We start from the raw sequence: 21,843 nt of genomic DNA, 5'->3' as shown, positions 1-21,843 counted from the left end.
ACGTAGACATCGGTATTGTCCAACCTCAACGTGGTGTGACTCACAAGGAGGTTTGGCAGATGACCACATTCGAACCGCGACTGAGCCAGGAATCCCAGCCGCTGGTCTGGCGGGACAAAAAACGCCGGCTATGGCTGATGGGGCTGATCGCCCCGACGGCGTTGTTCGTGATGCTGCCGCTCATCTGGGGACTGAACCGGCTGGGCTGGCACGGCGCCGCGCAGGTGCCGCTGTGGATCGGGCCGATCCTGCTCTGGGTGCTGCTGCCGATCCTCGACCTGCGCTTCGGGCCAGACGGGCAGAACCCGCCCGACGAGGTGATGGAGCAGCTGGAGAACGACAAGTACTACCGCTACTGCACCTACGTCTACATCCCGTTCCAATACCTCAGCGTCATCTTCGGCGCCTACCTGTTCACCGCCGACCACCTGAGCTGGCTGGGCTTCGACGGCGCACTCAGTTGGGCGGGCAAGCTCGGGCTGGCGCTGTCGATCGGCGTGCTGGGCGGCGTCGGCATCAACACCGCTCACGAAATGGGCCACAAGAAGGACTCGCTGGAGCGCTGGCTGTCTAAGATCACCCTGGCGCAGACCTGCTATGGGCACTTCTACATCGAGCACAACCGCGGCCACCACGTGCGGGTGGCCACCCCCGAGGATCCGGCGTCGGCGCGCTTCGGCGAGACCTTCTGGGAGTTCTTGCCGCGCAGCGTGTTCGGCAGCCTGCGCTCGTCGCTGCGGCTGGAGGCGCAACGGATTCACCGGCTGGGCAGGAGCCCCTGGGACCCCAGGACATACTGGTCCAACGACGTGCTCAACGCCTGGCTGATGTCGGTGGTGTTGTGGGGGGTGCTGATCGCGGTCTTCGGCCCGGCGCTGATCCCGTTTGTGATCATCCAGGCGGTCTTCGGGTTCCACCTGCTCGAGTCGGTCAACTATCTCGAGCACTACGGGCTGTTGCGGCAGAAGAACGCCAACGGCCGCTACGAACGCTGCACGCCGGTGCACAGCTGGAACTCCGACCACGTGGTGACCAACCTGTTCCTCTACCACCTGCAGCGGCACAGCGACCACCACGCCAACCCGACCCGTCGCTATCAGACGCTGCGCAGCATGGCGGGTGCGCCCAACTTGCCGAGCGGTTACGCGTCGATGATCTCGCTGACCTACTTCCCGCCGCTGTGGCGCAAGGTGATGGATCACCGGGTGCTGGCGCACTACGCCGGCGACATCACCCGGGTCAATGTGCAGCCCAGGCTGCGCGAGAAGCTGCTGGCGCGCTACGGGGCCGCCCAGGCGGACGCGGCATGACCGCCTATCGCTGCCCCGGCTGCGACTACACCTACGACGAAGCGAAAGGCGCACCGCGGGAAGGCTTTCGGCCGGGCACGCCCTTCGACGACATCCCCGAAGACTGGTGCTGCCCCGACTGCGCGGTGCTGGAGAAGGCCGATTTCACCCAGATCCGAGAAGGAGCGAACCGATGAGCGACGACTTCAAGCTATTCGTCTGCGTGCAGTGCGGGTTCGAGTACGACGAAGCCAAGGGCTGGCCGGAAGACGGCATCGCCCCCGGAACCCGCTGGGAAGACATCCCGGAGGACTGGAGCTGCCCGGATTGCGGCGCGGCCAAGACCGACTTCGAGATGGTGGAGATCGCCCGTTCGTGACGCGCGTCATGCCGCCCCACACGCGGCCGCAAACCACTAGTCTCGCGGCTGTGAAGCGGATGCCGTACGCCGAGGCGTCGCGCGCCCTGCTGCGCGACTCGGTGCTGGATGCGATGCGGGACCTGCTGGGAAGCCGGGACTGGTCGGCCATCACCCTGTCCGACGTGGCCCGCGCCGCGGGCATCAGCCGGCAGACGATCTACAACGAGTTCGGCTCCCGGCAGGGCCTGGCGCAGGGGTACGGCCTGCGGCTGGCCGATCGGCTGGTCGACGCCGTCAACGCCGCGTTGGAAGCCAACGTCGGCAACATCTATAAGGCGTTCCTGCGCGGCTTCCGTGATCTGTTCACCGAGCTGTCCGCCGACCCGCTGGTCATATCGCTGCTCACCGGGGTGGCCAAGCCGGACCTGCTGCAGCTCATCACCACCGACAGCGCCCCCATCATCAACCGCGCCTCCGACCGGCTGACCACGGCGCTGACCCACAGCTGGGTGGCCACCAGCGACGAGGACGCCGGTGTGCTGGCGCGGGCCATCGTGCGGCTGGCGCTGAGCTACGTGTCGATGCCGCCCGAGGCGGACCACGACGTCGCGGCCGATCTGGCCCGGTTGATGACGCCGTTCGCGGAGCGGCACGGCGTCATCAACGTTCCCTGACCCGCGAGGCGCGGCCACCCGCGACTACAGTGGCGCAAGAACATACCTAAGCTAATTACCGCTTTCATCCGAGCGGGCCGAAAAAGGAAGAACACGCTATGACGACGACCGAAAACGCACTGACTCCCGACGTTCGAAACGGCATCGATTTCAAGGTCGCCGATCTGTCGTTGGCGGATTACGGTCGCCGGGACATCGAGCTTTCCGAGCAGGAGATGCCGGGTCTGATGTCGTTGCGCCGTGAGTACCACGACGTGCAGCCGCTCAAGGGCGCGCGCATCTCGGGTTCGCTGCACATGACCGTGCAGACCGCCGTGCTGATCGAGACCCTCGTCGCGCTGGGCGCCGAGGTCCGTTGGGCGTCCTGCAACATCTTCTCCACTCAGGACCACGCCGCCGCCGCGGTGGTCGTCGGTCCACACGGCACCCCCGAGGAGCCCCAGGGTGTGCCGGTGTACGCGTGGAAGGGCGAGACGCTCGAGGAGTACTGGTGGGCGGCCGAGCAGGTGCTGACGTGGCCCGATCAGCCGGCCAACATGATCCTGGACGACGGTGGGGACGCCACCATGCTGGTGCTGCGCGGGGCGCAGTACGAGAAGGCCGGTGTGGTGCCGCCGGACGATGAAGACGACTCGACCGAGCACCGGGTGTTTTTGAACCTGCTGCGCAAGCGGTTTGAGACCGACAAGGACAAGTGGACCAAGATCGCCGCGTCGATCAAGGGCGTCTCGGAGGAGACCACCACCGGTGTCCTGCGGCTCTACCAGTTCGCCGCGGCCGGCGATCTGGCGTTCCCGGCGATCAACGTCAACGACTCGGTCACCAAGAGCAAGTTCGACAACAAGTACGGCTGCCGGCACTCGCTGATCGACGGCATCAACCGCGGCACCGACGTGCTGATCGGCGGCAAGAAGGTGCTGATTTGTGGCTACGGCGACGTCGGTAAGGGGTCGGCGGAGTCGGTGGCCGGCCAGGGCGCGCGGGTGACCGTCACCGAGATCGACCCGATCAACGCCCTGCAGGCGCTGATGGAGGGCTTCGACGTCAAGCGGGTGGAGGACGTGATCAGCGAGGCCGACATCGTCATCACCACCACCGGCAACAAGGACATCATCACCCTTGAGCACATGCGGCAGATGAAGGACAAGGCGATCCTGGGCAACATCGGTCACTTCGACAACGAGATCCAGGTCGCCCGGCTGGAGAAGTCCGGTGCCATCAAGACCAACATCCGCCCGCAGGTCGACCTGTGGACGTTCCCGGACACCGGCAAGTCGATCATCCTGCTGTCCGAGGGCCGGCTGCTGAACCTGGGTAACGCCACTGGGCACCCGTCGTTCGTGATGAGCAACAGCTTCTCCAACCAGGTCATCGCGCAGATCGAGCTGTGGACCAAGAACGACGAGTACGACAACGAGGTCTACCGGCTGCCCAAGCACCTGGACGAGAAGGTGGCCCGCATCCACGTCGAGGCCCTCGGCGGTGTGCTGACCAAGCTGACCAAGGAGCAGGCCGAATACATCGGCGTCGACGTCGACGGCCCCTACAAGGCCGACCACTACCGCTACTGAGACGCCCGCCGAACGCCCGGCCAGCCGGGCGTTCGGCACCGCGTGCCCGGCCAGCCGGGCGTTCGGCGACGAGCTAGGCTCGCGCCGTGCTGATCGCGATCGAAGGCATCGACGGCGCCGGCAAGCGGACGCTGACCGACAAGCTGCGCACTCTGTTCGAGGCCGACGGCAAGTCGGTGGCCATGCTGGCCTTCCCGCGCTACGGGCGATCGGTGACCGCCGACATCGCGGCCGAGGCCCTACACGGCGAGCACGGCGACCTCGCGTCGTCGGTCTACGCGATGGCGACGCTGTTCGCGCTGGATCGCGCCGGGGCGGTCGACGAAATCGATGCGCTGCGCCGCGAGCACGACGTGGTGATCATGGATCGCTACGTCGCGTCCAACGCGGCCTACACCGCCGCCCGTTTGCACCAGGACGCGGCCGGCCCGGCCGTCGCATGGATCCACGCCCTGGAATACCGGCGCCTTGGGCTGCCCGCGCCCGACTGGCAGGTGCTGCTGGCGGTGCCGGCCGAGCTGGCCGGCCGGCGCGCCCGCAGCCGGGCCGAGTCCGATCCGGGCCGGGCGCGCGACAGCTACGAACGCGACGACGGGCTTCAGCAACGCACCGGCGCGGTCTACGCCGAACTGGCCGCCGCGGGCTGGGGCGGCGCCTGGCTGAGCGTCGACGCGGACGTCGATCCGGCGCGGCTGGCCGCCATGTTGACCGGCGCCGGGGCGGCCGAATAGGCGAATTCAACCGAATTTGCATCCAAAATTGGCCATCGAGCCACGAAACGCCCGTGTGGCGCCCCGAATTTGCACCAATCTGGTGACACCATGGACTCCATGAGGCAAAGGATTTTGGTCGTCGATGACGACGCTTCGCTAGCCGAGATGCTCACCATCGTGCTGCGTGGGGAGGGTTTCGACACCGCGGTCATCGGTGACGGCACCCAGGCCCTGACTGCGGTGCGCGAACTGCGCCCCGATCTGGTGTTGTTGGACCTGATGCTGCCCGGCATGAACGGCATCGACGTGTGCCGGGTGTTGCGCGCCGACTCCGGCGTGCCGATCGTGATGCTGACGGCCAAGACCGACACCGTCGACGTCGTCCTGGGCCTCGAGTCGGGCGCCGACGACTACATCATGAAGCCGTTCAAGCCGAAGGAACTGGTGGCCCGGGTGCGGGCGCGGCTGCGGCGCAACGACGACGAGCCCGCCGAGATGCTGTCCATCGCCGACGTCGAGATCGACGTGCCGGCGCACAAGGTCACGCGCAACGGCGAGCAGATCTCCCTGACGCCGCTGGAGTTCGACTTGCTGGTGGCGTTGGCGCGCAAACCGCGGCAGGTGTTTACTCGTGATGTGCTGCTCGAACAGGTGTGGGGCTATCGTCACCCGGCGGATACCCGCTTGGTGAACGTTCACGTCCAGCGTCTGCGGGCCAAGGTCGAGAAAGACCCTGAGAACCCGACCGTGGTGTTGACCGTTCGAGGAGTTGGGTACAAGGCCGGACCTCCGTGACCGGTAGGGACACGTGATCTGGGGCTCCCGGCGACGCACTCGGAGCCGCTGGGGGCGCTCCGGCCCCATGACTCGTGGCATGGGTGCGGTGAGTCGTGCCGTGGCCATTGCCTGGCGGCGCTCGCTGCAGCTGCGGGTGGTGGCGCTGACCTTGGGGTTGTCCCTGGCGGTCATCCTGGCGCTCGGCTTCGTGTTGACCAGTCAGGTCACCAATCGCGTGCTCGATGTCAAGGTGAAGGCCGCCATCGAGCAGATCGACCGGGCGCGCACCACCGTGGGCGGGATCGTCAACGGCGAAGAGGCGCGGTCGTTGGACAGCAGCCTGCAGCTGGCACGCAACACGCTGACCTCCAAGACCGACTCGGCCTCGGGTGCGGGCATGGCCGGCGCCTTCGACGCGGTGCTGATGGTCCCGGGCGACGGCCCGCGGGCCGCGACGACGGCCGGTCCCGTCGACCAGGTGCCCGCTTCCCTGCGCGGCTTCGTCAAGGCCGGGCAGGCGTCCTACCAGTACGCCACCGTGCACACCGACGGGTTCTCCGGACCGGCGCTGATCGTCGGCACGCCGGCGTCGTCTCAGGTGGCCAACCTGGAGCTGTACCTGATCTTCCCGCTGAAGAACGAGCAGGCCACCATTCAGCTGGTGCGCGGCACCATGATCACCGGCGGCGCGGTGCTGCTGGTCTTGCTGGCCGGGATCGCGCTGCTGGTGTCGCGGCAGGTGGTGGTGCCGGTGCGATCGGCGTCGCGCATCGCCGAGCGGTTCGCCGAAGGGCATCTGTCCGAACGCATGCCGGTGCGCGGCGAGGACGACATGGCGCGGCTGGCCATGTCGTTCAACGACATGGCCGAGAGCCTGTCGCGCCAGATCACCCAGCTGGAGGAGTTCGGTAACCTGCAGCGCCGCTTCACTTCCGACGTGAGCCACGAGCTGCGCACCCCGCTGACCACCGTGCGGATGGCCGCCGACCTGATCTATGACCACAGCGCCGACCTGGACCCGACGCTGGCCCGCTCCACCGAGCTGATGGTCAACGAGTTGGACCGGTTCGAGTCGCTGCTCAACGACCTGCTGGAAATCTCCCGGCACGACGCCGGTGTGGCCGAACTGTCGGTCGAGGCGGTCGACCTGCGCACCACCGTGCAGAGCGCGCTGAGCAACGTGGGGCATCTGGCCGAGGACGCCGGCATCGAACTGAAGGTGGACCTGCCGACCGACGAGGTGATCGCCGAGGTCGACACCCGCCGGGTGGAGCGGATCCTGCGCAATCTGATCGCCAACGCCATCGACCACGCCGAGCACAAGCCGGTCAAGATCCGGATGGCCGCCGACGAGGACACGGTCGCGGTCACCGTCCGCGACTACGGGGTGGGGCTGCGACCCGGCGAGGAGAAGCTGGTGTTCAGCCGGTTCTGGCGGGCCGACCCGTCGCGGGTACGCCGCTCCGGCGGCACCGGGCTGGGCCTGGCGATCAGCATCGAGGACGCCCGGCTGCACCAGGGCCGGCTGGAGGCGTGGGGCGAACCGGGCGAGGGGTCCTGCTTCCGGCTGACGCTGCCGCTGGTGCGCGGTCACAAGGTGACCACCAGCCCGCTGCCGATGAAGCCGATCCCGCAGCCCGCCCCGCCGCCGGGCGCACCCGAGCGCAAGGAACGCCAGCGCCAGCGTGAGCACGCCGAGAGGATGCTGTGATGCGGGGCCTCGATCGCCCGGCTCCTCAGCGGGCCGCGCCGGCCCGCATCGTCGCCGCGCGGCGGCTGTTGGGCCTGCTGCTGCTGGCCGTGCTGCTGGCCGGCTGCGCCGGGGTGCCCAGCTCGTCGGCGCCGCAGGCCATCGGCACCGTCGAGCGGCCCGCGCCGTCGAACCTGCCCAAGCCGACCCCGGGCATGGACCCCGACGTGCTGTTGCGCGAATTCTTCAAGGCCACAAGCGATCCGGCGAACCGGCACCTGGCCGCGCGGCAGTTCCTCACCCAGTCGGCGTCCAACGCCTGGGACGACGCGGGTAGCGCGCTGCTGATCGACCACGTGGTGTTCGTCGAAACCCGTGCCGCCGAGCGGGTTTCGGCGACCATGCGGGCGGACATCCTGGGTTCGCTGTCCGACGTGGGGGTGTTCGAGACCGCCGAGGGGGTGCTGCCCGACCCCGGGCCGATCGAACTGGTCAAGACCTCCGGCGGCTGGCGCATCGACCGGTTGCCCAACGGCGTCTTCCTGGACTGGCAGCAATTCCAGTCCACCTACAAACGCAACACGCTGTACTTCGCCGACCCGACCGGCAAGACGGTGGTTCCGGACCCGCGTTACGTGGCGGTGCCCGACCATGACCAATTGGCCACCGAGCTGATCTCCAAGCTGATCGCCGGGCCGCGTCCCGAGATGGCGCACACTGTCCGTAATCTGCTCGCCCCGCCGCTGCGGTTGCGCGGGCCGGTGACCCGGGCCGACGGCGGCAAGAGCGGCATCGGGCGCGGCTACGGCGGTGCGCGCGTCGACCTGGAGAAGCTGTCCACCACCGACCCGCACAGCAGGCAATTGCTTGCGGCGCAGATCATCTGGACCCTGGCCAGGGCCGACATCCGGGGCCCGTACGTGATCAGCGCCGACGGCGCGCCGCTGGACGACCGGTTCCGTGACGGGTGGACCACCTCCGACGTCGCGGCCACCGACCCCGGCGCGGCCGACGGCGCGGGAGCGGGGCTGCACGCCCTGGTCAACGGCTCGCTGGTGTCACTGGACGGCCAGCACACCGTCACGGTGCCCGGCGCGTTCGGCCGGGTGGGCGACCAGACCGGCGCCGCGCTGTCGCGCACCGGCCGGCAGGTGGCGTCGGTGGTGACGCTGCACCGCGGCGCCCCGGACATGGCCGCGTCCTTGTGGATCGGTGACCTCGGCCAGGAAGCGGTGCAGGCCGCCGACGGGCACAACCTGTCCCGGCCCACCTGGTCGCTGGACGACGTGGTCTGGGTGGTGGTCGACGGCAACAACGTGTTGCGGGCGATTCAGGAACCGGCCTCCGGCCAGCCCGCACGCCTTCCGGTGGATTCGGTCGCGGTGGCCACCCGGTTCCCGGGGCCCATCACCGACCTGCAGCTGTCCCGGGACAGCACTCGCGCCGCGATGGTGATCGGCGGCCAGGTGATTCTCGCCAGCGTCGAGCAGACGCAGGCCGGGCAGTACGCGTTGACCTTCCCGCGCCGGCTCGGTTTCGGGTTGGGCAATTCGGTGGTGTCGCTGTCCTGGCGCACCGGTGACGACCTCGTCGTGACCCGCACCGACGCCAGCCATCCGGTGTCCTACGTGAACATCGACGGGGTGAACTCCGACGCGCCGCCGCACGGCCTGCAGATGCCGGTGACGACGGTGGTCGCCAACCCGTCGACGGCCTACGTCGCGGGACCGCAAGGGGTGCTGCAGTATTCGCCGTCGGCCGACGGCCAGCAGGGCTGGTCGGAGGTGCCCGGGCTGACGGTGCCCGGGGCGGCCCCGGTGCTGCCGGGCTGATACCGGGCGCTGCGGGTCGTCGCCATCGGGGGGCTGACCGCGGGGAACATGTCACCCCGGCCGGTCACACTGGCGCCATGCTCGACCTGTTCCTGCCGGCCGAATGCGGCGGCTGCGGGGCGCCGTCGACCCGCTGGTGCAATGCGTGCGCCGGCGAGCTGGCGGTGGCCGCCGACCAGCCGCATGTGGTGAACCCGCGCATCGACCCGGGCGTCCCGGTGTTCGCGCTCGGCCGCTACGCCAATGCCCGACGCCGCGCCATCCTGGCGGTCAAGGAACAGGGCCGCGCCGATCTCATCGACCCGCTGGCGCAAGCGCTGGCCGTCGGCGTGCACCGGCTGTTGTGGTGGGGGATCGTGCCGACCCCGCTGACCGTCGTGCCCGCACCGACCCGGCGCTCGGCCGCGCGCCGGCGCGGCGGTGACCCCGTCGCCCGGTTGGCGCGGGCCGCGGTGGCGCGGCACCCGGACATCGCCGTCGCGCCGGCCCTGCGGCTCAAGGCGCTGACCCGCGATTCGGTGGGCCTGGGCACCGCCGCGCGCGAGCGCAACGTCGCCGGCCGGGTGGTGCTGCGCGGGCGGCCGCCGCGCACCGAAGTGATGGTCGTCGACGACATCGTCACCACCGGGGCGACGGCGCGCGAGTCGGTGCGCGTGCTGCAGGCCGCGGGGGTTCGGGTCGTCGCCGTGCTGGCGATCGCGGCGGTGTGAATCGGCCGCGGTCGCGCCCAACCCATGAACTGGCCAAGGAGATGTGAAGAACTCGCAACAGCTCGACCAAATCAGTGGCATCGGCAGGCGAACACGAGCTAACGTCGAGAACAACGAAGAACGACTCATCGGTCTGCCTCACTGGTCGCGATTTTCCAGGCGAGACCCATCCGCGGGAAGGGGTGAGTAATCGACACCTTGCACCGGCGGGCAGCCTGCGGCGGTAGCCAGTCTCGAACCGCTCTCACCTCGTCGGCGCACATTCAGCAGCCGGGCGCGCAGGGCGCGTGTGACGTCAAAGAGAAATGAGTTGTCACGTATGTCAAGGCTATCCGTGGATTCCGGTCAGATTCTGGACCAACCGCCCGTCACCGACGGGCAAGCCCCACCGACAACCACCGCCGACGTTGTGTTCAAGGGCCGCAACGTAGAGATCCCCGATCATTACCGTCTGTACGTCTCGCAAAAACTCGCCCGCCTCGAGCGGTTCGACCGCTCCATCTACCTCTTCGATGTCGAGCTCAAGCACGCGCCCAACCGGCGTCAGCGCAAATCCTGTCAGCGGGTGGAGATCACCGCGCGCGGCCGGGGCCCGGTGACCCGGGCGGAGGCGTGCGCCAACAGTTTCTACGCCGCGTTCGAGTCGGCGGTCGACAAGCTGGAGAACCGGCTGCGCCGGGTCAAGGACCGCCGCAAGGTGCACTACGGCGACAAGACACCGGTGTCACTGGCCGCCGCGACCGCGGTGCCGCCGCCCGACCCGGCCGGCAGCGCGCCGCAGCCCGCGCCGGCCGAGCATGCCGGCGTGGAGCCCGACCACGAGCCCGGACGGATCGTGCGGACCAAGGAGCACCCGGCCACGCCGATGACCGTCGACGACGCGCTCTACGAGATGGAGCTCGTCGGCCACGACTTCTTCTTGTTCCACGACAAGCAGACCGAACGGCCCTGCGTGGTCTACCGGCGGCACGCCTACGACTACGGACTGATCAGGCTGAGCTGATCGCGCTCGCTTGAGGTTCGGCGGCCCTTACGGGCTCGTCGCCTACCATGGGAGTCGCTCAATCAAGACTCCTACCAACAGGGGACATAGCTGTGCTGTCGAAGTTGCTGCGCCTTGGCGAAGGTCGCATGCTCAAGCGTCTCAAGCGGGTGTCCGACTACGTCAACACCCTGTCCGACGAGATCGAGAAGCTCACCGACGCCGAGTTGCGGGCCAAGACCGACGAGTTCAAGAAGCGGCACGCCGACGGCGAAAGCCTCGACGACCTGCTGCCCGAGGCCTTCGCGGTGGCCAGGGAGGCGGCCTGGCGGGTGCTCGACCAGCGCCCGTTCGACGTGCAGGTGATGGGCGCGGCGGCTTTGCACTTCGGCAACGTCGCCGAGATGAAGACCGGTGAGGGCAAGACCCTGACCTCGGTACTGCCGGCCTACCTGAACGGCATCGGCGGCAAGGGCGTGCACGTCGTCACCGTCAACGACTACCTGGCCAAACGCGACAGCGAGTGGATGGGCCGCGTACACCGCTTCCTCGGGCTCGAGGTCGGCGTGATTCTCGCGCAGATGACGCCCGACGAGCGCCGGGTGGCCTACAACGCCGACATCACCTACGGCACCAACAACGAGTTCGGCTTCGACTATTTGCGCGACAACATGGCGCATTCGCTCGACGACCTGGTGCAGCGCGGGCACAACTTCGCCATCGTCGATGAGGTCGACTCCATCCTGATCGACGAGGCCCGCACCCCGCTGATCATCTCCGGGCCCGCCGACGGCGCCTCCAACTGGTACCTGGAGTTCGCCCGGTTGGCGCCGCTGATGGAAAAGGACGTCCACTACGAGGTGGACCTGCGCAAGCGCACCGTCGGTGTGCACGAACTGGGTGTCGAGTTCGTCGAAGACCAGCTCGGCATCGACAACCTCTACGAGGCCGCCAACTCGCCGCTGGTCAGCTACCTGAACAACGCGCTGAAGGCCAAGGAGCTGTTCAACCGCGACAAGGACTACATCGTCCGCGACGGCGAGGTGCTCATCGTCGACGAGTTCACCGGCCGCGTGCTCTACGGCCGCCGCTACAACGAGGGCATGCACCAGGCCATCGAGGCCAAGGAGCACGTCGAGATCAAGGCCGAGAACCAGACGCTGGCCACCATCACGCTGCAGAACTACTTCCGGCTCTACGACAAGCTCGCCGGCATGACGGGTACCGCCCAGACCGAGGCGGCCGAGCTGCACGAGATCTACAAGCTGGGCGTGGTGCCGATCCCCACCAACAAGCCGATGATCCGCACCGACCAGTCCGACCTGATTTACAAGACCGAGGAAGCCAAGTACATCGCCGTGGTCGACGACGTCGTCGAGCGCTACGAGAAGGGCCAGCCGGTGCTGATCGGTACCACCAGCGTCGAGCGCTCGGAGTACCTGTCGCGGCAGTTCCAGAAGCGCCGCGTGCCGCACAACGTGCTGAACGCGAAGTTTCACGAGCAGGAGGCGACCATCGTCGCCGTCGCCGGCCGCCGCGGCGGCATCACGGTGGCCACCAACATGGCCGGTCGCGGCACCGACATCGTGCTGGGCGGCAACGCCGACTTCCTCACCGACCAGCGGCTGCGCGAACGCGGCCTGGACCCGGTGGAGACGCCCGACGAGTACGACGCCGCCTGGCACGAGGAGCTGCCCAAGGTCAAGGAGGAGGTCAGCGCCGAGGCCGCCGAGGTGATCGAGGCCGGCGGCCTGTACGTGCTGGGCACCGAACGCCACGAGTCGCGCCGCATCGACAACCAGCTGCGCGGCCGCTCGGGCCGCCAGGGCGACCCCGGTGAGTCGCGGTTCTACCTGTCGCTGGGCGACGAGCTGATGCGCCGGTTCAACGGTGCCGCGCTCGAGGCGATGCTCAACCGGCTGAACCTGCCCGACGACGTGCCCATCGAGGCCAAGATGGTCACCCGCGCGATCAAGAGCGCCCAGACCCAGGTGGAGCAGCAGAACTTCGAGGTCCGCAAGAACGTCCTGAAGTACGACGAGGTGATGAACCAGCAGCGCAAGGTGATCTACGCCGAGCGCCGCCGCATCCTGGAGGGCGAGAACCTCAAGGAGCAGGCGCTGGACATGGTCCGCGACGTGGTCACCGCCTACGTCGACGGCGCCACGGCCGAGGGCTACGCCGAGGATTGGGACCTGGAGGCGTTGTGGACGGCGCTGAAGACGCTGTACCCGGTGGGCATCGACCACGCGACGTTGACGCGCCGCGACGCCGACGCGGACCTGGACGACCTCACCCGTGAGGAACTGCTCGAGGCGCTGCTCAAAGACGCCGAAAACGCTTATGCCACAAGGGAGGCCGAGCTCGAGGAGATCGCCGGTGAGGGTGCGATGCGCCAGCTGGAGCGGAACGTGCTGCTCAACGTCATCGACCGCAAATGGCGCGAGCACCTCTACGAGATGGACTACCTCAAGGAGGGCATCGGGCTGCGCGCGATGGCGCAGCGCGATCCGCTGGTCGAGTACCAGCGCGAAGGCTACGACATGTTCATGGCGATGCTCGACGGCATGAAGGAGGAGTCGGTCGGGTTCCTGTTCAATGTCACCGTCGAGGCGGTGCCCAGCCCACAGGTCGCGCCGGTCGAAGCTCCGGAGGGGCTGGCGGAATTCGCCAGCGCCGCGGCCGGGCAGCAGGGCGGCGCGCCGACGGCAGTGCGCGAAGAAGCTCCAACCCAGTTGCGCGCCAAGGGCATTGAGAACGAGGCGCCGGCCATGACGTATACCGGGCCGTCCGAGGACGGGTCGGCGGCGGTGCAGCGCAACGGCGGCGACGGCAAGGCGCCGGCCGGGGTTCCCGGGGGCGCCAGCCGGCGCGAACGCCGCGCCGCGGCGCGCCAACAGGGCCGCGGCGCCAAGCCACCCAAGTCGGTCAAGCGCCGCTGAGCGCGGCAATCTGACCGGAGTCGCCCCCGCTGAGCGCGAAGCTACCCTCGCGTTCGCCGACTTCTCTCGACCCGGCAGCAATCCCGATGCCCTAGGCTTATCAGGCATCGGCCCGGCTGTGTTTACACCGACGGCGCGCCGGTGAGGGGTCGAGAAAGGGGCACGTTCCATGCCCTTCGACGAAGCTGTGTCGCGGACCGACGTCCTGGCGGCGCTATCGTTGGCGATCGACCTCGGGCTCGGGCAGCCGATGGATCACATGCTGCGGTCGGCGGCGATGGGCTCGAGATTGGCGACGCGGCTGGGACTCGACGAGCGCGAATGCCAAACCGTCTTCTATACGGCCCTGGTGATGTGGATCGGCTGTCACGCAGACTCGCACGAGTACGCGCAGTGGTTCGGCGACGACATCGCGGTGCGCCATGACAGCCACTACATCGACTGGTCCGGCGCGCCGTACCGTCGATTCCTCATCAGCAATCTGGGCCGTGGCACGACGTTGCCGAAACGAGTGCAGTTGGCGGCCAAGGTTTTCTGGGACGCACGCGGGAACCTCGGCGCGTTGGTGCACTCGCATTGCCTGTCGGCCGCGCTGCTTGCCGAGGAGATCGGTCTGGGCGCCGACGTGGGTGGAGCCCTGCCCTACGCGTACGAACGATGGGATGGCAGCGGTCTTCCGGCCGGGGCAGCCGGAGACCAGATTCCCGTGGCGATGCGGGTGGCGCAGATCTCCGACATCGCCGAAGTGCATCATCGCGCCTACGGCGCGAGCGCCGCGGTCGCCGAAATCCGCCGGCGCAGCGGCAAACAGTTCGACCCGGCCATGGTCGCGGTCTTCACCGCGGCCGCCGACGACCTGCTGCGCGACGACGAAGACGTGTGGTCGACCGCTGCCGACCTGGCTCCCGATCCGGGCGAAGCGCTCAGCGGACCCGCGTTGGACCGACTCCTGTGCGCGATGGGTGATTTCGCGGATCTGAAATGCCCGTTCACCCTTGGTCATTCGCGCGCCGTCGCGCAGCTGGCGGAGAGCGCCGGGAAATGCGCGGGGTTGCCGCAAGACGAGATCGACATCCTGCGCCGCGCGGGCTACGTTCACGATCTGGGTCGCATCGGTGTGTCGAACCGGGTGTGGGAAAAATCAGGGCCGTTGACCGATGTCGAACGCGAGCGCGTGCAGTTGCATCCCTATCTGACAGGCAGGATCCTGGCCCGGGTCGGTGGGCTGAAGGCGGTCCGGGAGGTCGCGGTAAACCATCACGAGCGACTGGACGGCTCGGGCTACCCGAACGGTCTGCGCGGCGATGATCTGTCGGGCCTCGACCGCGTGCTCGCCGCCGCCGAGAGCTATTGCTCCGCAATGGAACCGCGGCCCTATCGCGATGCGCTTGATGGGGTTGCCGCGGCCGGGAGACTGCGAGACGAAGCGGTTCGGGGCCGCCTGGACTGCGACGCGGTTGAAGCCGTCTTAGCGGCCGCGGGCCATCGGCCGTCGCGCAGGGCCGCCCGGCCGGCGGGTTTGACCCGGCGCGAGGCCGAGGTGTTACTCCATGTCGCACAAGGGCTTTCCAACAAGGAGATCGCCTCGGCGCTGTGGATTTCCGAGAAGACAGTCCGTAATCACGTCGAACACATCTACGCCAAGATCGGCGTTTCGAACCGGATCGGGGCCAGCTTGTACGCGACCAGGCACGGCCTGACCGGCGGCATACCCAATTGACCTACGAAGCGCCGGGCCGGGATCGCCGGTCCAGCAACCACGCGGTGGCAAGTGTGAGGACGACGGCGAACGACGCGAGCGCTATGAGGCTTACGGCGTTGCCGCCCTGAAAGGTCTGCCGGTATACGGACATGGCCGGCAGCGTCATCGTGTAGCGGTCGAGCTGCAGGTCGCGGCCCAACGCGTCGAAGGCGTGACGGTTGGACAGCACCAGACTCATCAGCCGCCCTGGCGTGGCCATCTGGTCGACGGGGACGATGGCCCCACCGAAGAGGACCTGCGGAAAGCACAGCATAGGCAGGGCGAGTGCTGCCTGTGCGGCGTTGGAGACGGCGGCCGAGGCGAAAAGGCCCAGGGCCAGCGCCGAGACCGCTTCGATCACAATGGTCGCGAACAGCAAGGCGTACACGTGCCACCCGAGAGCCGGTAGGCGGCCGAGGGCGCGCAGCACCACCAGCAGTACCGCGCTCACTCCCGCCAGCACCGGAAACAGCGCCGTCACCTTCGATGCCACGTAGGCGCCCACGCGCAGCCCCGCCAGGCGCTCGCGCCGGAAGACGGCCATCTCACCGACGATCTGCAACAGGCCGTAGGTGAGCCCGAAGAAGAAGCCGTCGAAGGCGATCCAGAACACGATCTGGGCCGGGCCGACGCCGGCGGCGTCACCCGGATCGAACGCACCTCGCTTGAACAAGGTCGCCATCATCGCCGTCACGAGCACCGGTGAGCCGAGCAGGATCGCGAGGGTCAGCCGATTACGGAACAGGACATCGACGTTGCGCCGGGTGAGCAGCCACCATTGCCTGACCATCCCCGTCCGACTGACGTCGGAGCGCTTGTCCGACAGAGTCTTTCGAATGAAATCGGGCCGGGTCGGGGGATTCTCGCGGCTGTCCGCGAATCGCTGCCCCCAGACCCGCGGCGTGTGCTCTTGAGCCAGGCGCTCGTACACCTCGGTGAGATTGTCCACGCCGAAGTAGCGCCGCGCAGCGCCCGGCGTGCCGATGAACGCCAGGTGGCCGTCGCGGGCCAGGAAGATCACCCGGTCGCACTGGTCGATGCCGGCGGGCTCGTGGGTGGTCAGCACGACGGTGACGCCGCGTTCGCTGAGCCGGCGCAGCAGGCGCATCACGTCAGCGGCGGTCGAGGGATCGAGCCCGGAGGTCGGTTCGTCGAGGAAGAAGACGCGTGGCCGGGTCAGCAACTCCACGGCGATGCTGGCCCGCTTGCGCTGGCCGCCCGACAGCGCACGCACCGGCACGTCGGCCCGATCGGCGAGGTCGAGGTCATGCATGGTTTCGTCGACGATCCGCTCCGCTTCGACCGCGGGCGTGCCGGCGGGCAGCCGGAGCAGCGCCGCGTAGCGCAGCGTACGGCGCAACGGCATCTCGAGGTGAATGATGTCCTCCTGGGGCACGTAGCCAACCGTCGCCCCGGCGCGGGCGCGGGCACGGGGTACGACACCGTCGTGCCGAACCTCCCCCGTGGACGGCACTTGCAGTCCGGCAAGCGTTTCCAGCAGGGTGGTCTTGCCTGCCCCGCTGCCCCCGGCGATGGCGACCAATTCGCCGGGCTCCACCGAGAGCGACATGGTCTGCAGAAGTTGCCGGCCACCGACGCGCCGGCCGACGTCGATTGCTTCGATGCGTGCGCCGTCCGGCGCCTGTGTTGGGTGATCGCCGAGCAGCTCGATGGCTGTGGCGCCACATATCGGTTCATTCATGATCCGGTCTCCGTGATTTCTCGAAGTGGGCCTGTCACGGCCGATCATCGGTCCGCCGATTGGGCCGCCGCATGAGGCGTTTGCCTCAAATGACCGGACGGGTCGGTCAGCGATGTCGGGTATCGCTTCGCGGAAATTGAGGCAAATGACCTATATGCCTGCGCGAGAAACAGGCGCACAATCAGCAAATGAAGCGCTACCTGACGGTCGGCTACGGCGCGGCCGCTTATCTGCTGTTTCTCACCGTATTCCTGTATTTAATCGCGTTCCTGGGCAACTTCTGGGTGCCGCGGACGGTCGATCACGGTCTGTCGGCACCCATCGGACAGGCGGTGCCGGTCAACATGGTGCTGCTCGGTCTGTTCGGCCTGCAGCACAGCGTCATGGCCCGGCCGGGGTTCAAGGCGCGGTGGACGCGGTTGGTGCCGCCGTCGATAGAGCGCAGCACATACGTGATGCTGTCGAATGTCGTACTGGCGCTGCTCTATTGGCAATGGCGAACGATGCCGACCGCCATCTGGCGGGTGGAATTACCGGCCGGCCGGATGGCGTTGTGGACGCTGTTCTGGCTGGGCTGGGTGATCGCCCTGGCGTCGACGTTCATGATCAACCACTTCGACCTGTTCGGGCTGCGGCAGGTGTATTTGGCTTGGCGGGCAAAGCCTTACACGGACCTCGATTTTCGCGTTCGGTTCTTCTACCGCCTGGTGCGCCACCCGCTCATGCTCGGCTTCCTCATCGCGTTCTGGGCGGCGCCCACCATGACCGCAGGGCATCTGCTCTTCTCCATCGCGATGACCGGCTACATTCTGATCGCCACGCGGTTCGAAGAGCGCGACCTGGTGGCCGCGCTGGGTGATCGGTATCGCGACTACCGCCGCCAGGTGCCGATGCTGCTGCCGCTGGGGCACCGCTCGCGCGGTGGCCCCACCCAACCGGCGGGCGCCCGAGGCTGACGATCCTTCCCTCCATCCGCTTACGGTGGCGCCCGGCGACCTGTCAGGATTGACGTATGGACGTCAAGGAGGTGCTGCTCCCCGGGGTCGGTCTTCGCTACGAATTCATCGATCACAAGGGCGACCGCATCGGCATCATCGCGCGGCGCAGCGGCGATTTCGACGTCGTCGTGTACGCGCGCGACGATCCGGACGAGGCCCGGCCGCTGCTGCACCTCAGCGACCAGGAGGCCGAGGCCGTCGCCCAGATTTTGGGGGCGCCGCGGATCGCCGAGCGGTTCACCGAACTGGCCCGAGAAATTCCCGGGCTCGAGACGGGTCAGGTGCACATCCTGGCCGACAGCCCTTTCGTGGATCACCCGCTGGGGGACACCCGGGCCCGCACCCGGACCGGGGCGTCCATCGTGGCGATCGTGCGCAACGAGGAAGTGCTCGCCTCACCCGGGCCGTCCGAGATGCTGCACGTCCAAGACGTTCTCATTGTGATCGGCACCGAAGACGGCATCGCGGGCGTCGAGAAGATTATCGACAAAGGCTGAGCGGGTGCAGATTTCGGGGACGCTGCTATTGCAACTCGGCGCCCTCCTGGCCACTCTGGCCGTGTTGGGCGCTGCCGCACGGCGATTCGCGTTGTCGCCGATACCGGTCTACCTGTTGGCGGGCCTGGCCCTGGGCAACGGCGGCATCCTGCCGCTGGCCGCCGGTGGCCAGTTCATCACCACCAGCGCACCGATCGGCGTCGTGTTGCTGCTGCTGACCCTGGGCTGCGAGTTCTCGGTGGCCGAGTTCTCTTCCAGCATGCGCCACCACCTGCCGTCGGCGGCCGTCGACATCGTGCTCAACGCCGCACCCGGCGTGATCGCCGGGTGGCTGCTGGGACTGCACGGCGTGGCCATCCTGTGCCTGGCCGGCGTCACTTACATCTCCTCCTCGGGTGTCATCGCGCGGCTGCTGGAGGACCTGCAGCGGCTCGGCAACCGGGAGACTCCGGCGGTGCTGTCGGTGCTGGTGCTCGAAGACTTCGCGATGGCCGCCTACCTGCCGCTGTTCGCGGTGCTGGCGTCCGGCGGCGGATGGCTGCACGCCGTGGGCGGCATGGTCGTGGCGGTGGGCGCTCTGGTGGCGGCGTTCGCCGCGTCCTACCGGTGGGGCCACCACGTGGAGCGGCTGGTGCAACACCCCGACTCCGAACAGCTCATGCTGCGGGTGCTGGGCATCACCCTGATCGTGGCGGCGATGGCCGAGTCTCTGCACGCCTCGGCCGCGGTCGGCGCGTTCCTGGTGGGCCTCACGCTGACCGGCGAGACGGCCGAGCGGGCGCGCCAGGTGCTGGGCCCGCTGCGTGACCTGTTCGCCGCCATCTTCTTCCTGGCGATCGGCTTCTCGGTGGACCCGCACGAGTTGGTTCCGATGCTGCCGGCCGCATTGGTGCTGGCCGCGGTGACCGCGGCGACCAAGATCGCCACCGGGGCCTTCGCCGCCCGGCACGACGGAGTGGCGCGGCGCGGGCAGCTGCGCGCGGGCACCGCGCTGATCGCCCGGGGCGAGTTCTCGCTGATCATCATCGGGTTGGCCGGCAAGTCGCTGCCCGCCGTCGCGGCGTTGGCGACGTCCTACGTTTTCATCATGGCGATCGCGGGTCCCGTGCTCACCCGCTACACCGGCGGCCCGCGGGCGGCCGGCGCCGCACCGGCGACCTGACCGCGGTCCGCGGTCACCCGATGTGCAGGGCCACCACCATCCACCGGGTTCCGCCGGCGGCGGCGACCTGCTCGACCCGGCAGGCGATGGCGTGGATCCGGTTTCCGCGACTGTAAGAACCGAAGACCTCGGCCGCCGAGTCGGGGTCGCGGTGACCGGCCGGCTGTAATCGCATGCGACGCAATATCGCGGCGCCGCGCTGGTGGCCCGCGGCCGAACGGCCGACCGCGGCCACCGAATCCACCAGGCTCGGCGCCAGCAGCGGATTCAACTGGGCGGCGGGGCGGCGGCGGTCGATGACTTCCAGCACCCGGCGCAGCGCGGCGTCGGCGAAGGCGGCCGCCTGACGCAGCCGCGGGGACATGATCGCGCCGGGATCCGGTGCCGGCGCCCTGCTGGGCTGGCCGGTGTAGGGCCGCGGCGGCGCGTGGCCGCTGCCGCGGCGCAACGGGGCGCGCGGCGATTGCCGGCACGGCGCGGCGGTCGGCGAAACGGCCTGCGTCGGCGGCTCGTAGTCGGCGACTGGTATGACGGTGAAAGCGTCTGGATTCGCGACGGGACTGGTGTTCAACGCGCACTCTCCAAGTCTTCGGCTGGGCCGGAAGCCTGCTGGAGAGTGGCAGACACTGGTTGGTCAGTGGTCATCATGGCACAACTCGACCGCACGCGTACCCACGCTGAAGAGTGCACGGCCATCCGATTACCGTGGGCGGGACATCGGGCCCCCGGAGCGCACGGGCGACTACTGACCAGGAGGACAGCGCCGCATGGTGAGCCGCTTGTCCCCAGCGGACGCGTCGTTCTTCCGGCTGGAAAACACCGCCACCCCGATGTACGTCGGATCCCTGTCGATCCTGCGTCGCCCCCGCGCCGGATTGAGCTACGAGACGCTGCTGGCCACCGTCGAGCAGCGGCTGCCGCAGATACCGCGCTACCGGCAGAAGGTCCGGGAAGTGCGGGTCGCTACGGCCCGGCCGGTGTGGCTGGACGACAACGACTTCGACATCACCTATCACGTACGTCGCTCGGCGTTGCCCTCTCCGGGCAGTGACGAGCAGCTGCACGAGCTGATCGCGCGGCTGGCCGCGCGGCCATTGGACAAGTCGCGCCCGCTCTGGGAGATGTACCTGGTCGAAGGCTTGTCGAAGAACCGGGTCGCCCTTTACACCAAGTCGCATCAGGCGCTGGTCAACGGCATGGCGGCACTGGAGATCAATCACGTCATCGCCGATCGGACCAAGCGCCTGCCACCGTTCCCCGAGGACATCTGGGTACCGGAGCGCGACCCCGGCAACACCCGGCTGATCTTGGGTGCGGTCGGGGACTGGTTTGCGGGCCCGGGCGCCCAGCTGCGGGCCGTCGGGTCGACGATCGGCGGCGTGCTGACCAACCACGGCGAGCTGCTCGACGCCGGCCGCCGGGCCGTCGATTTCGTGCGCACCGTGGCCCGGGGCACGGCGCCCAGCAGCCCGCTCAACGCCACCGTGTCGCGGCATCGGCGCTTCACGGTGGCGCGCGGCAGCCTGCAGGATTACCGCAACGTGCGTGCGCGCTACGACTGCGACGTCAACGACGTGGTGCTCGCGGTGATCGCCGGCGCTCTGGGCAACTGGTTGATGTCGCGTGGGGTGGCCGTGTCGCCAACCGCGACGGTGCGGGCGATGGCGCCGCTTTCGGTGTACGACGACGGCGACCTCGACACCAGCGGTCCCGGTCAGGCGATCAGCCAGGTGGTGCCGTTTCTGGTCGACCTGCCGGTGGGGGAGCCCAATGCGGTGGTGCGGCTGTCGCAGATCGCGCACGCCACCGAGTCGAACCCGACGGCCGCCCATCTGGTGGACGCCAGGACTATCGTCACGCTGTCGGGTTTTGCCCCACCGACGCTGCACGCCATGGGCATCCGGGTGGCGACCGGCGTCCCGAGCTTCTCCAAACGCACCTTCAATCTGTTGATCACCAACGCCCCCGGCGCGCAGTCGCAGATGTACATCGCCGGCACCAAACTGCTGGAGACCTACGCGGTGCCGCCGCTGCTGCACAATCAGGCGCTGGCCATCGGCGTGACGTCGTACAACGGTGAGCTGTACTACGGAATCAACGCCGACCGCGAAGCCATGAGCGATGTCGAGCTGCTGCCCGGACTGCTGAACCAGGCCCTCGAAGAACTACTCGAGGCATCCCGGTCCTAGTCAGCAATGAAAC

The 21,843-nt window shown here is 68.3% G+C and carries 19 protein-coding genes; 17 read left to right on the top strand and 2 right to left on the bottom strand.

The features are described 5' to 3' along the window. Positions 1 to 59 precede the first annotated feature (59 nt). The 13 genes from ACIUM1_RS08900 to ACIUM1_RS08840 all read left to right on the top strand — a co-directional run bounded on the left by ACIUM1_RS08900 (position 60) and on the right by ACIUM1_RS08840 (position 15,261). Positions 60 to 1,310, top strand: coding sequence for an alkane 1-monooxygenase (locus tag ACIUM1_RS08900; protein WP_406816819.1), 1,251 nt, complete (start codon positions 60 to 62; stop codon positions 1,308 to 1,310). Continuing rightward, positions 1,307 to 1,486: a rubredoxin gene (locus ACIUM1_RS08895; RefSeq protein WP_406816818.1), complete on the top strand. Its 180-nt coding sequence runs from the start codon at positions 1,307 to 1,309 to the stop codon at positions 1,484 to 1,486. The genes ACIUM1_RS08900 and ACIUM1_RS08895 overlap by 4 nt, the downstream gene beginning before the upstream one ends. Then, the gene (locus ACIUM1_RS08890) at positions 1,483 to 1,668 is read left to right on the top strand and encodes a rubredoxin (RefSeq protein WP_406816817.1); all 186 of its coding nucleotides are present in this window, start codon (positions 1,483 to 1,485) and stop codon (positions 1,666 to 1,668) included. Before ACIUM1_RS08895 ends, ACIUM1_RS08890 begins: the two co-directional genes overlap by 4 nt. Before the next feature lie 8 nt (positions 1,669 to 1,676). Beyond that, positions 1,677 to 2,324, top strand: a complete 648-nt coding sequence (locus ACIUM1_RS08885) for a TetR family transcriptional regulator (protein ID WP_406817601.1) — start codon at positions 1,677 to 1,679, stop codon at positions 2,322 to 2,324. A 98-nt stretch (positions 2,325 to 2,422) separates the two neighbouring features. Then, entirely contained in the window at positions 2,423 to 3,895 is a 1,473-nt protein-coding gene (gene ahcY, locus ACIUM1_RS08880; RefSeq protein WP_406816816.1) for an adenosylhomocysteinase, read from the top strand. 86 nt (positions 3,896 to 3,981) lie between these two features. Next, a complete protein-coding gene (locus ACIUM1_RS08875; protein ID WP_406816815.1) occupies positions 3,982 to 4,626 on the top strand; it encodes a dTMP kinase in 645 nt (214 codons plus the stop codon). 90 nt (positions 4,627 to 4,716) lie between these two features. After that, positions 4,717 to 5,403 (top strand): two-component system response regulator MtrA, encoded by a 687-nt coding sequence (gene mtrA / locus ACIUM1_RS08870; RefSeq protein ID WP_007168097.1) that lies wholly within the window; start codon positions 4,717 to 4,719, stop codon positions 5,401 to 5,403. 13 nt (positions 5,404 to 5,416) lie between these two features. Continuing rightward, positions 5,417 to 7,096 carry an MtrAB system histidine kinase MtrB gene (mtrB, locus tag ACIUM1_RS08865; protein ID WP_406816814.1) on the top strand — a complete coding sequence of 560 codons (1,680 nt, stop codon included), beginning with the start codon at positions 5,417 to 5,419 and terminating at the stop codon, positions 7,094 to 7,096. Further along, positions 7,096 to 8,907 carry an MtrAB system accessory lipoprotein LpqB gene (lpqB, locus tag ACIUM1_RS08860; RefSeq protein ID WP_406816813.1) on the top strand — a complete coding sequence of 604 codons (1,812 nt, stop codon included), beginning with the start codon at positions 7,096 to 7,098 and terminating at the stop codon, positions 8,905 to 8,907. The genes mtrB and lpqB overlap by 1 nt, the downstream gene beginning before the upstream one ends. Before the next feature lie 77 nt (positions 8,908 to 8,984). Further along, the gene (locus tag ACIUM1_RS08855) at positions 8,985 to 9,617 is read left to right on the top strand and encodes a ComF family protein (RefSeq protein WP_406816812.1); all 633 of its coding nucleotides are present in this window, start codon (positions 8,985 to 8,987) and stop codon (positions 9,615 to 9,617) included. A gap of 334 nt (positions 9,618 to 9,951) precedes the next feature. Beyond that, entirely contained in the window at positions 9,952 to 10,620 is a 669-nt protein-coding gene (gene hpf, locus ACIUM1_RS08850) for a ribosome hibernation-promoting factor, HPF/YfiA family (RefSeq protein WP_406817600.1), read from the top strand. 92 nt (positions 10,621 to 10,712) lie between these two features. Next, entirely contained in the window at positions 10,713 to 13,541 is a 2,829-nt protein-coding gene (gene secA / locus ACIUM1_RS08845; RefSeq protein WP_406816811.1) for a preprotein translocase subunit SecA, read from the top strand. 169 nt (positions 13,542 to 13,710) lie between these two features. Beyond that, on the top strand, positions 13,711 to 15,261 hold the full coding sequence (locus ACIUM1_RS08840) for an HD domain-containing phosphohydrolase (RefSeq protein WP_406816810.1): 1,551 nt from the start codon (positions 13,711 to 13,713) through the stop codon (positions 15,259 to 15,261). 1 nt (position 15,262) lies between these two features. Here the strand turns inward: ACIUM1_RS08840 and ACIUM1_RS08835 are convergent, their stop codons facing one another. After that, a complete protein-coding gene (locus tag ACIUM1_RS08835; RefSeq protein ID WP_406816809.1) occupies positions 15,263 to 16,984 on the bottom strand; it encodes an ATP-binding cassette domain-containing protein in 1,722 nt (573 codons plus the stop codon). A gap of 188 nt (positions 16,985 to 17,172) precedes the next feature. Here ACIUM1_RS08835 and mddA point away from each other — a divergent pair, with 188 nt between their 5' ends. From mddA to ACIUM1_RS08820, 3 genes are read left to right on the top strand one after another with little or no spacing between them, the layout of a single operon-like run. After that, the gene (gene mddA / locus ACIUM1_RS08830) at positions 17,173 to 17,940 is read left to right on the top strand and encodes a methanethiol S-methyltransferase (RefSeq protein ID WP_406816808.1); all 768 of its coding nucleotides are present in this window, start codon (positions 17,173 to 17,175) and stop codon (positions 17,938 to 17,940) included. Between the two features lie 56 nt (positions 17,941 to 17,996). After that, positions 17,997 to 18,479 carry a cation:proton antiporter regulatory subunit gene (locus ACIUM1_RS08825; RefSeq protein WP_406816807.1) on the top strand — a complete coding sequence of 161 codons (483 nt, stop codon included), beginning with the start codon at positions 17,997 to 17,999 and terminating at the stop codon, positions 18,477 to 18,479. Between the two features lie 4 nt (positions 18,480 to 18,483). Continuing rightward, the gene (locus ACIUM1_RS08820; protein ID WP_406816806.1) at positions 18,484 to 19,641 is read left to right on the top strand and encodes a cation:proton antiporter; all 1,158 of its coding nucleotides are present in this window, start codon (positions 18,484 to 18,486) and stop codon (positions 19,639 to 19,641) included. Positions 19,642 to 19,654: 13 nt separating this feature from the next. On the opposite strand, the gene ACIUM1_RS08815 is transcribed toward ACIUM1_RS08820, so the two are convergent. After that, positions 19,655 to 20,212: an Rv3235 family protein gene (locus tag ACIUM1_RS08815; RefSeq protein WP_406816805.1), complete on the bottom strand. Its 558-nt coding sequence runs from the start codon at positions 20,210 to 20,212 to the stop codon at positions 19,655 to 19,657. Between the two features lie 196 nt (positions 20,213 to 20,408). Here ACIUM1_RS08815 and ACIUM1_RS08810 point away from each other — a divergent pair, with 196 nt between their 5' ends. Next, positions 20,409 to 21,830 carry a WS/DGAT/MGAT family O-acyltransferase gene (locus ACIUM1_RS08810; protein ID WP_406816804.1) on the top strand — a complete coding sequence of 474 codons (1,422 nt, stop codon included), beginning with the start codon at positions 20,409 to 20,411 and terminating at the stop codon, positions 21,828 to 21,830. The last annotated feature ends 13 nt before the right edge of the window (positions 21,831 to 21,843 follow it).

It is taken from the genome of Mycobacterium sp. M23085 (genome assembly GCF_045343915.1).
GTDB lineage: Bacteria > Actinomycetota > Actinomycetes > Mycobacteriales > Mycobacteriaceae > Mycobacterium.
This window is presented reverse-complemented; position numbering and strand designations above follow the sequence as displayed.

Bases quoted from the DNA above. Each gene is read 5' to 3' on its own strand.
- ACIUM1_RS08900 (WP_406816819.1), top strand. From the start codon at position 60: ATGACCACATTCGAACCGCGACTGAGCCAGGAATCCCAGCCGCTGGTC.
- ACIUM1_RS08895 (WP_406816818.1), top strand. From the start codon at position 1,307: ATGACCGCCTATCGCTGCCCCGGCTGCGACTACACCTACGACGAAGCG.
- ACIUM1_RS08890 (WP_406816817.1), top strand. From the start codon at position 1,483: ATGAGCGACGACTTCAAGCTATTCGTCTGCGTGCAGTGCGGGTTCGAG.
- ACIUM1_RS08885 (WP_406817601.1), top strand. From the start codon at position 1,677: ATGCCGCCCCACACGCGGCCGCAAACCACTAGTCTCGCGGCTGTGAAG.
- ahcY (WP_406816816.1), top strand. From the start codon at position 2,423: ATGACGACGACCGAAAACGCACTGACTCCCGACGTTCGAAACGGCATC.
- mtrA (WP_007168097.1), top strand. From the start codon at position 4,717: ATGGACTCCATGAGGCAAAGGATTTTGGTCGTCGATGACGACGCTTCG.
- lpqB (WP_406816813.1), top strand. From the start codon at position 7,096: ATGCGGGGCCTCGATCGCCCGGCTCCTCAGCGGGCCGCGCCGGCCCGC.
- ACIUM1_RS08855 (WP_406816812.1), top strand. From the start codon at position 8,985: ATGCTCGACCTGTTCCTGCCGGCCGAATGCGGCGGCTGCGGGGCGCCG.
- ACIUM1_RS08840 (WP_406816810.1), top strand. From the start codon at position 13,711: ATGCCCTTCGACGAAGCTGTGTCGCGGACCGACGTCCTGGCGGCGCTA.
- ACIUM1_RS08835 (WP_406816809.1), bottom strand. From the start codon at position 16,984: ATGAATGAACCGATATGTGGCGCCACAGCCATCGAGCTGCTCGGCGAT.
- mddA (WP_406816808.1), top strand. From the start codon at position 17,173: ATGAAGCGCTACCTGACGGTCGGCTACGGCGCGGCCGCTTATCTGCTG.
- ACIUM1_RS08825 (WP_406816807.1), top strand. From the start codon at position 17,997: ATGGACGTCAAGGAGGTGCTGCTCCCCGGGGTCGGTCTTCGCTACGAA.
- ACIUM1_RS08810 (WP_406816804.1), top strand. From the start codon at position 20,409: ATGGTGAGCCGCTTGTCCCCAGCGGACGCGTCGTTCTTCCGGCTGGAA.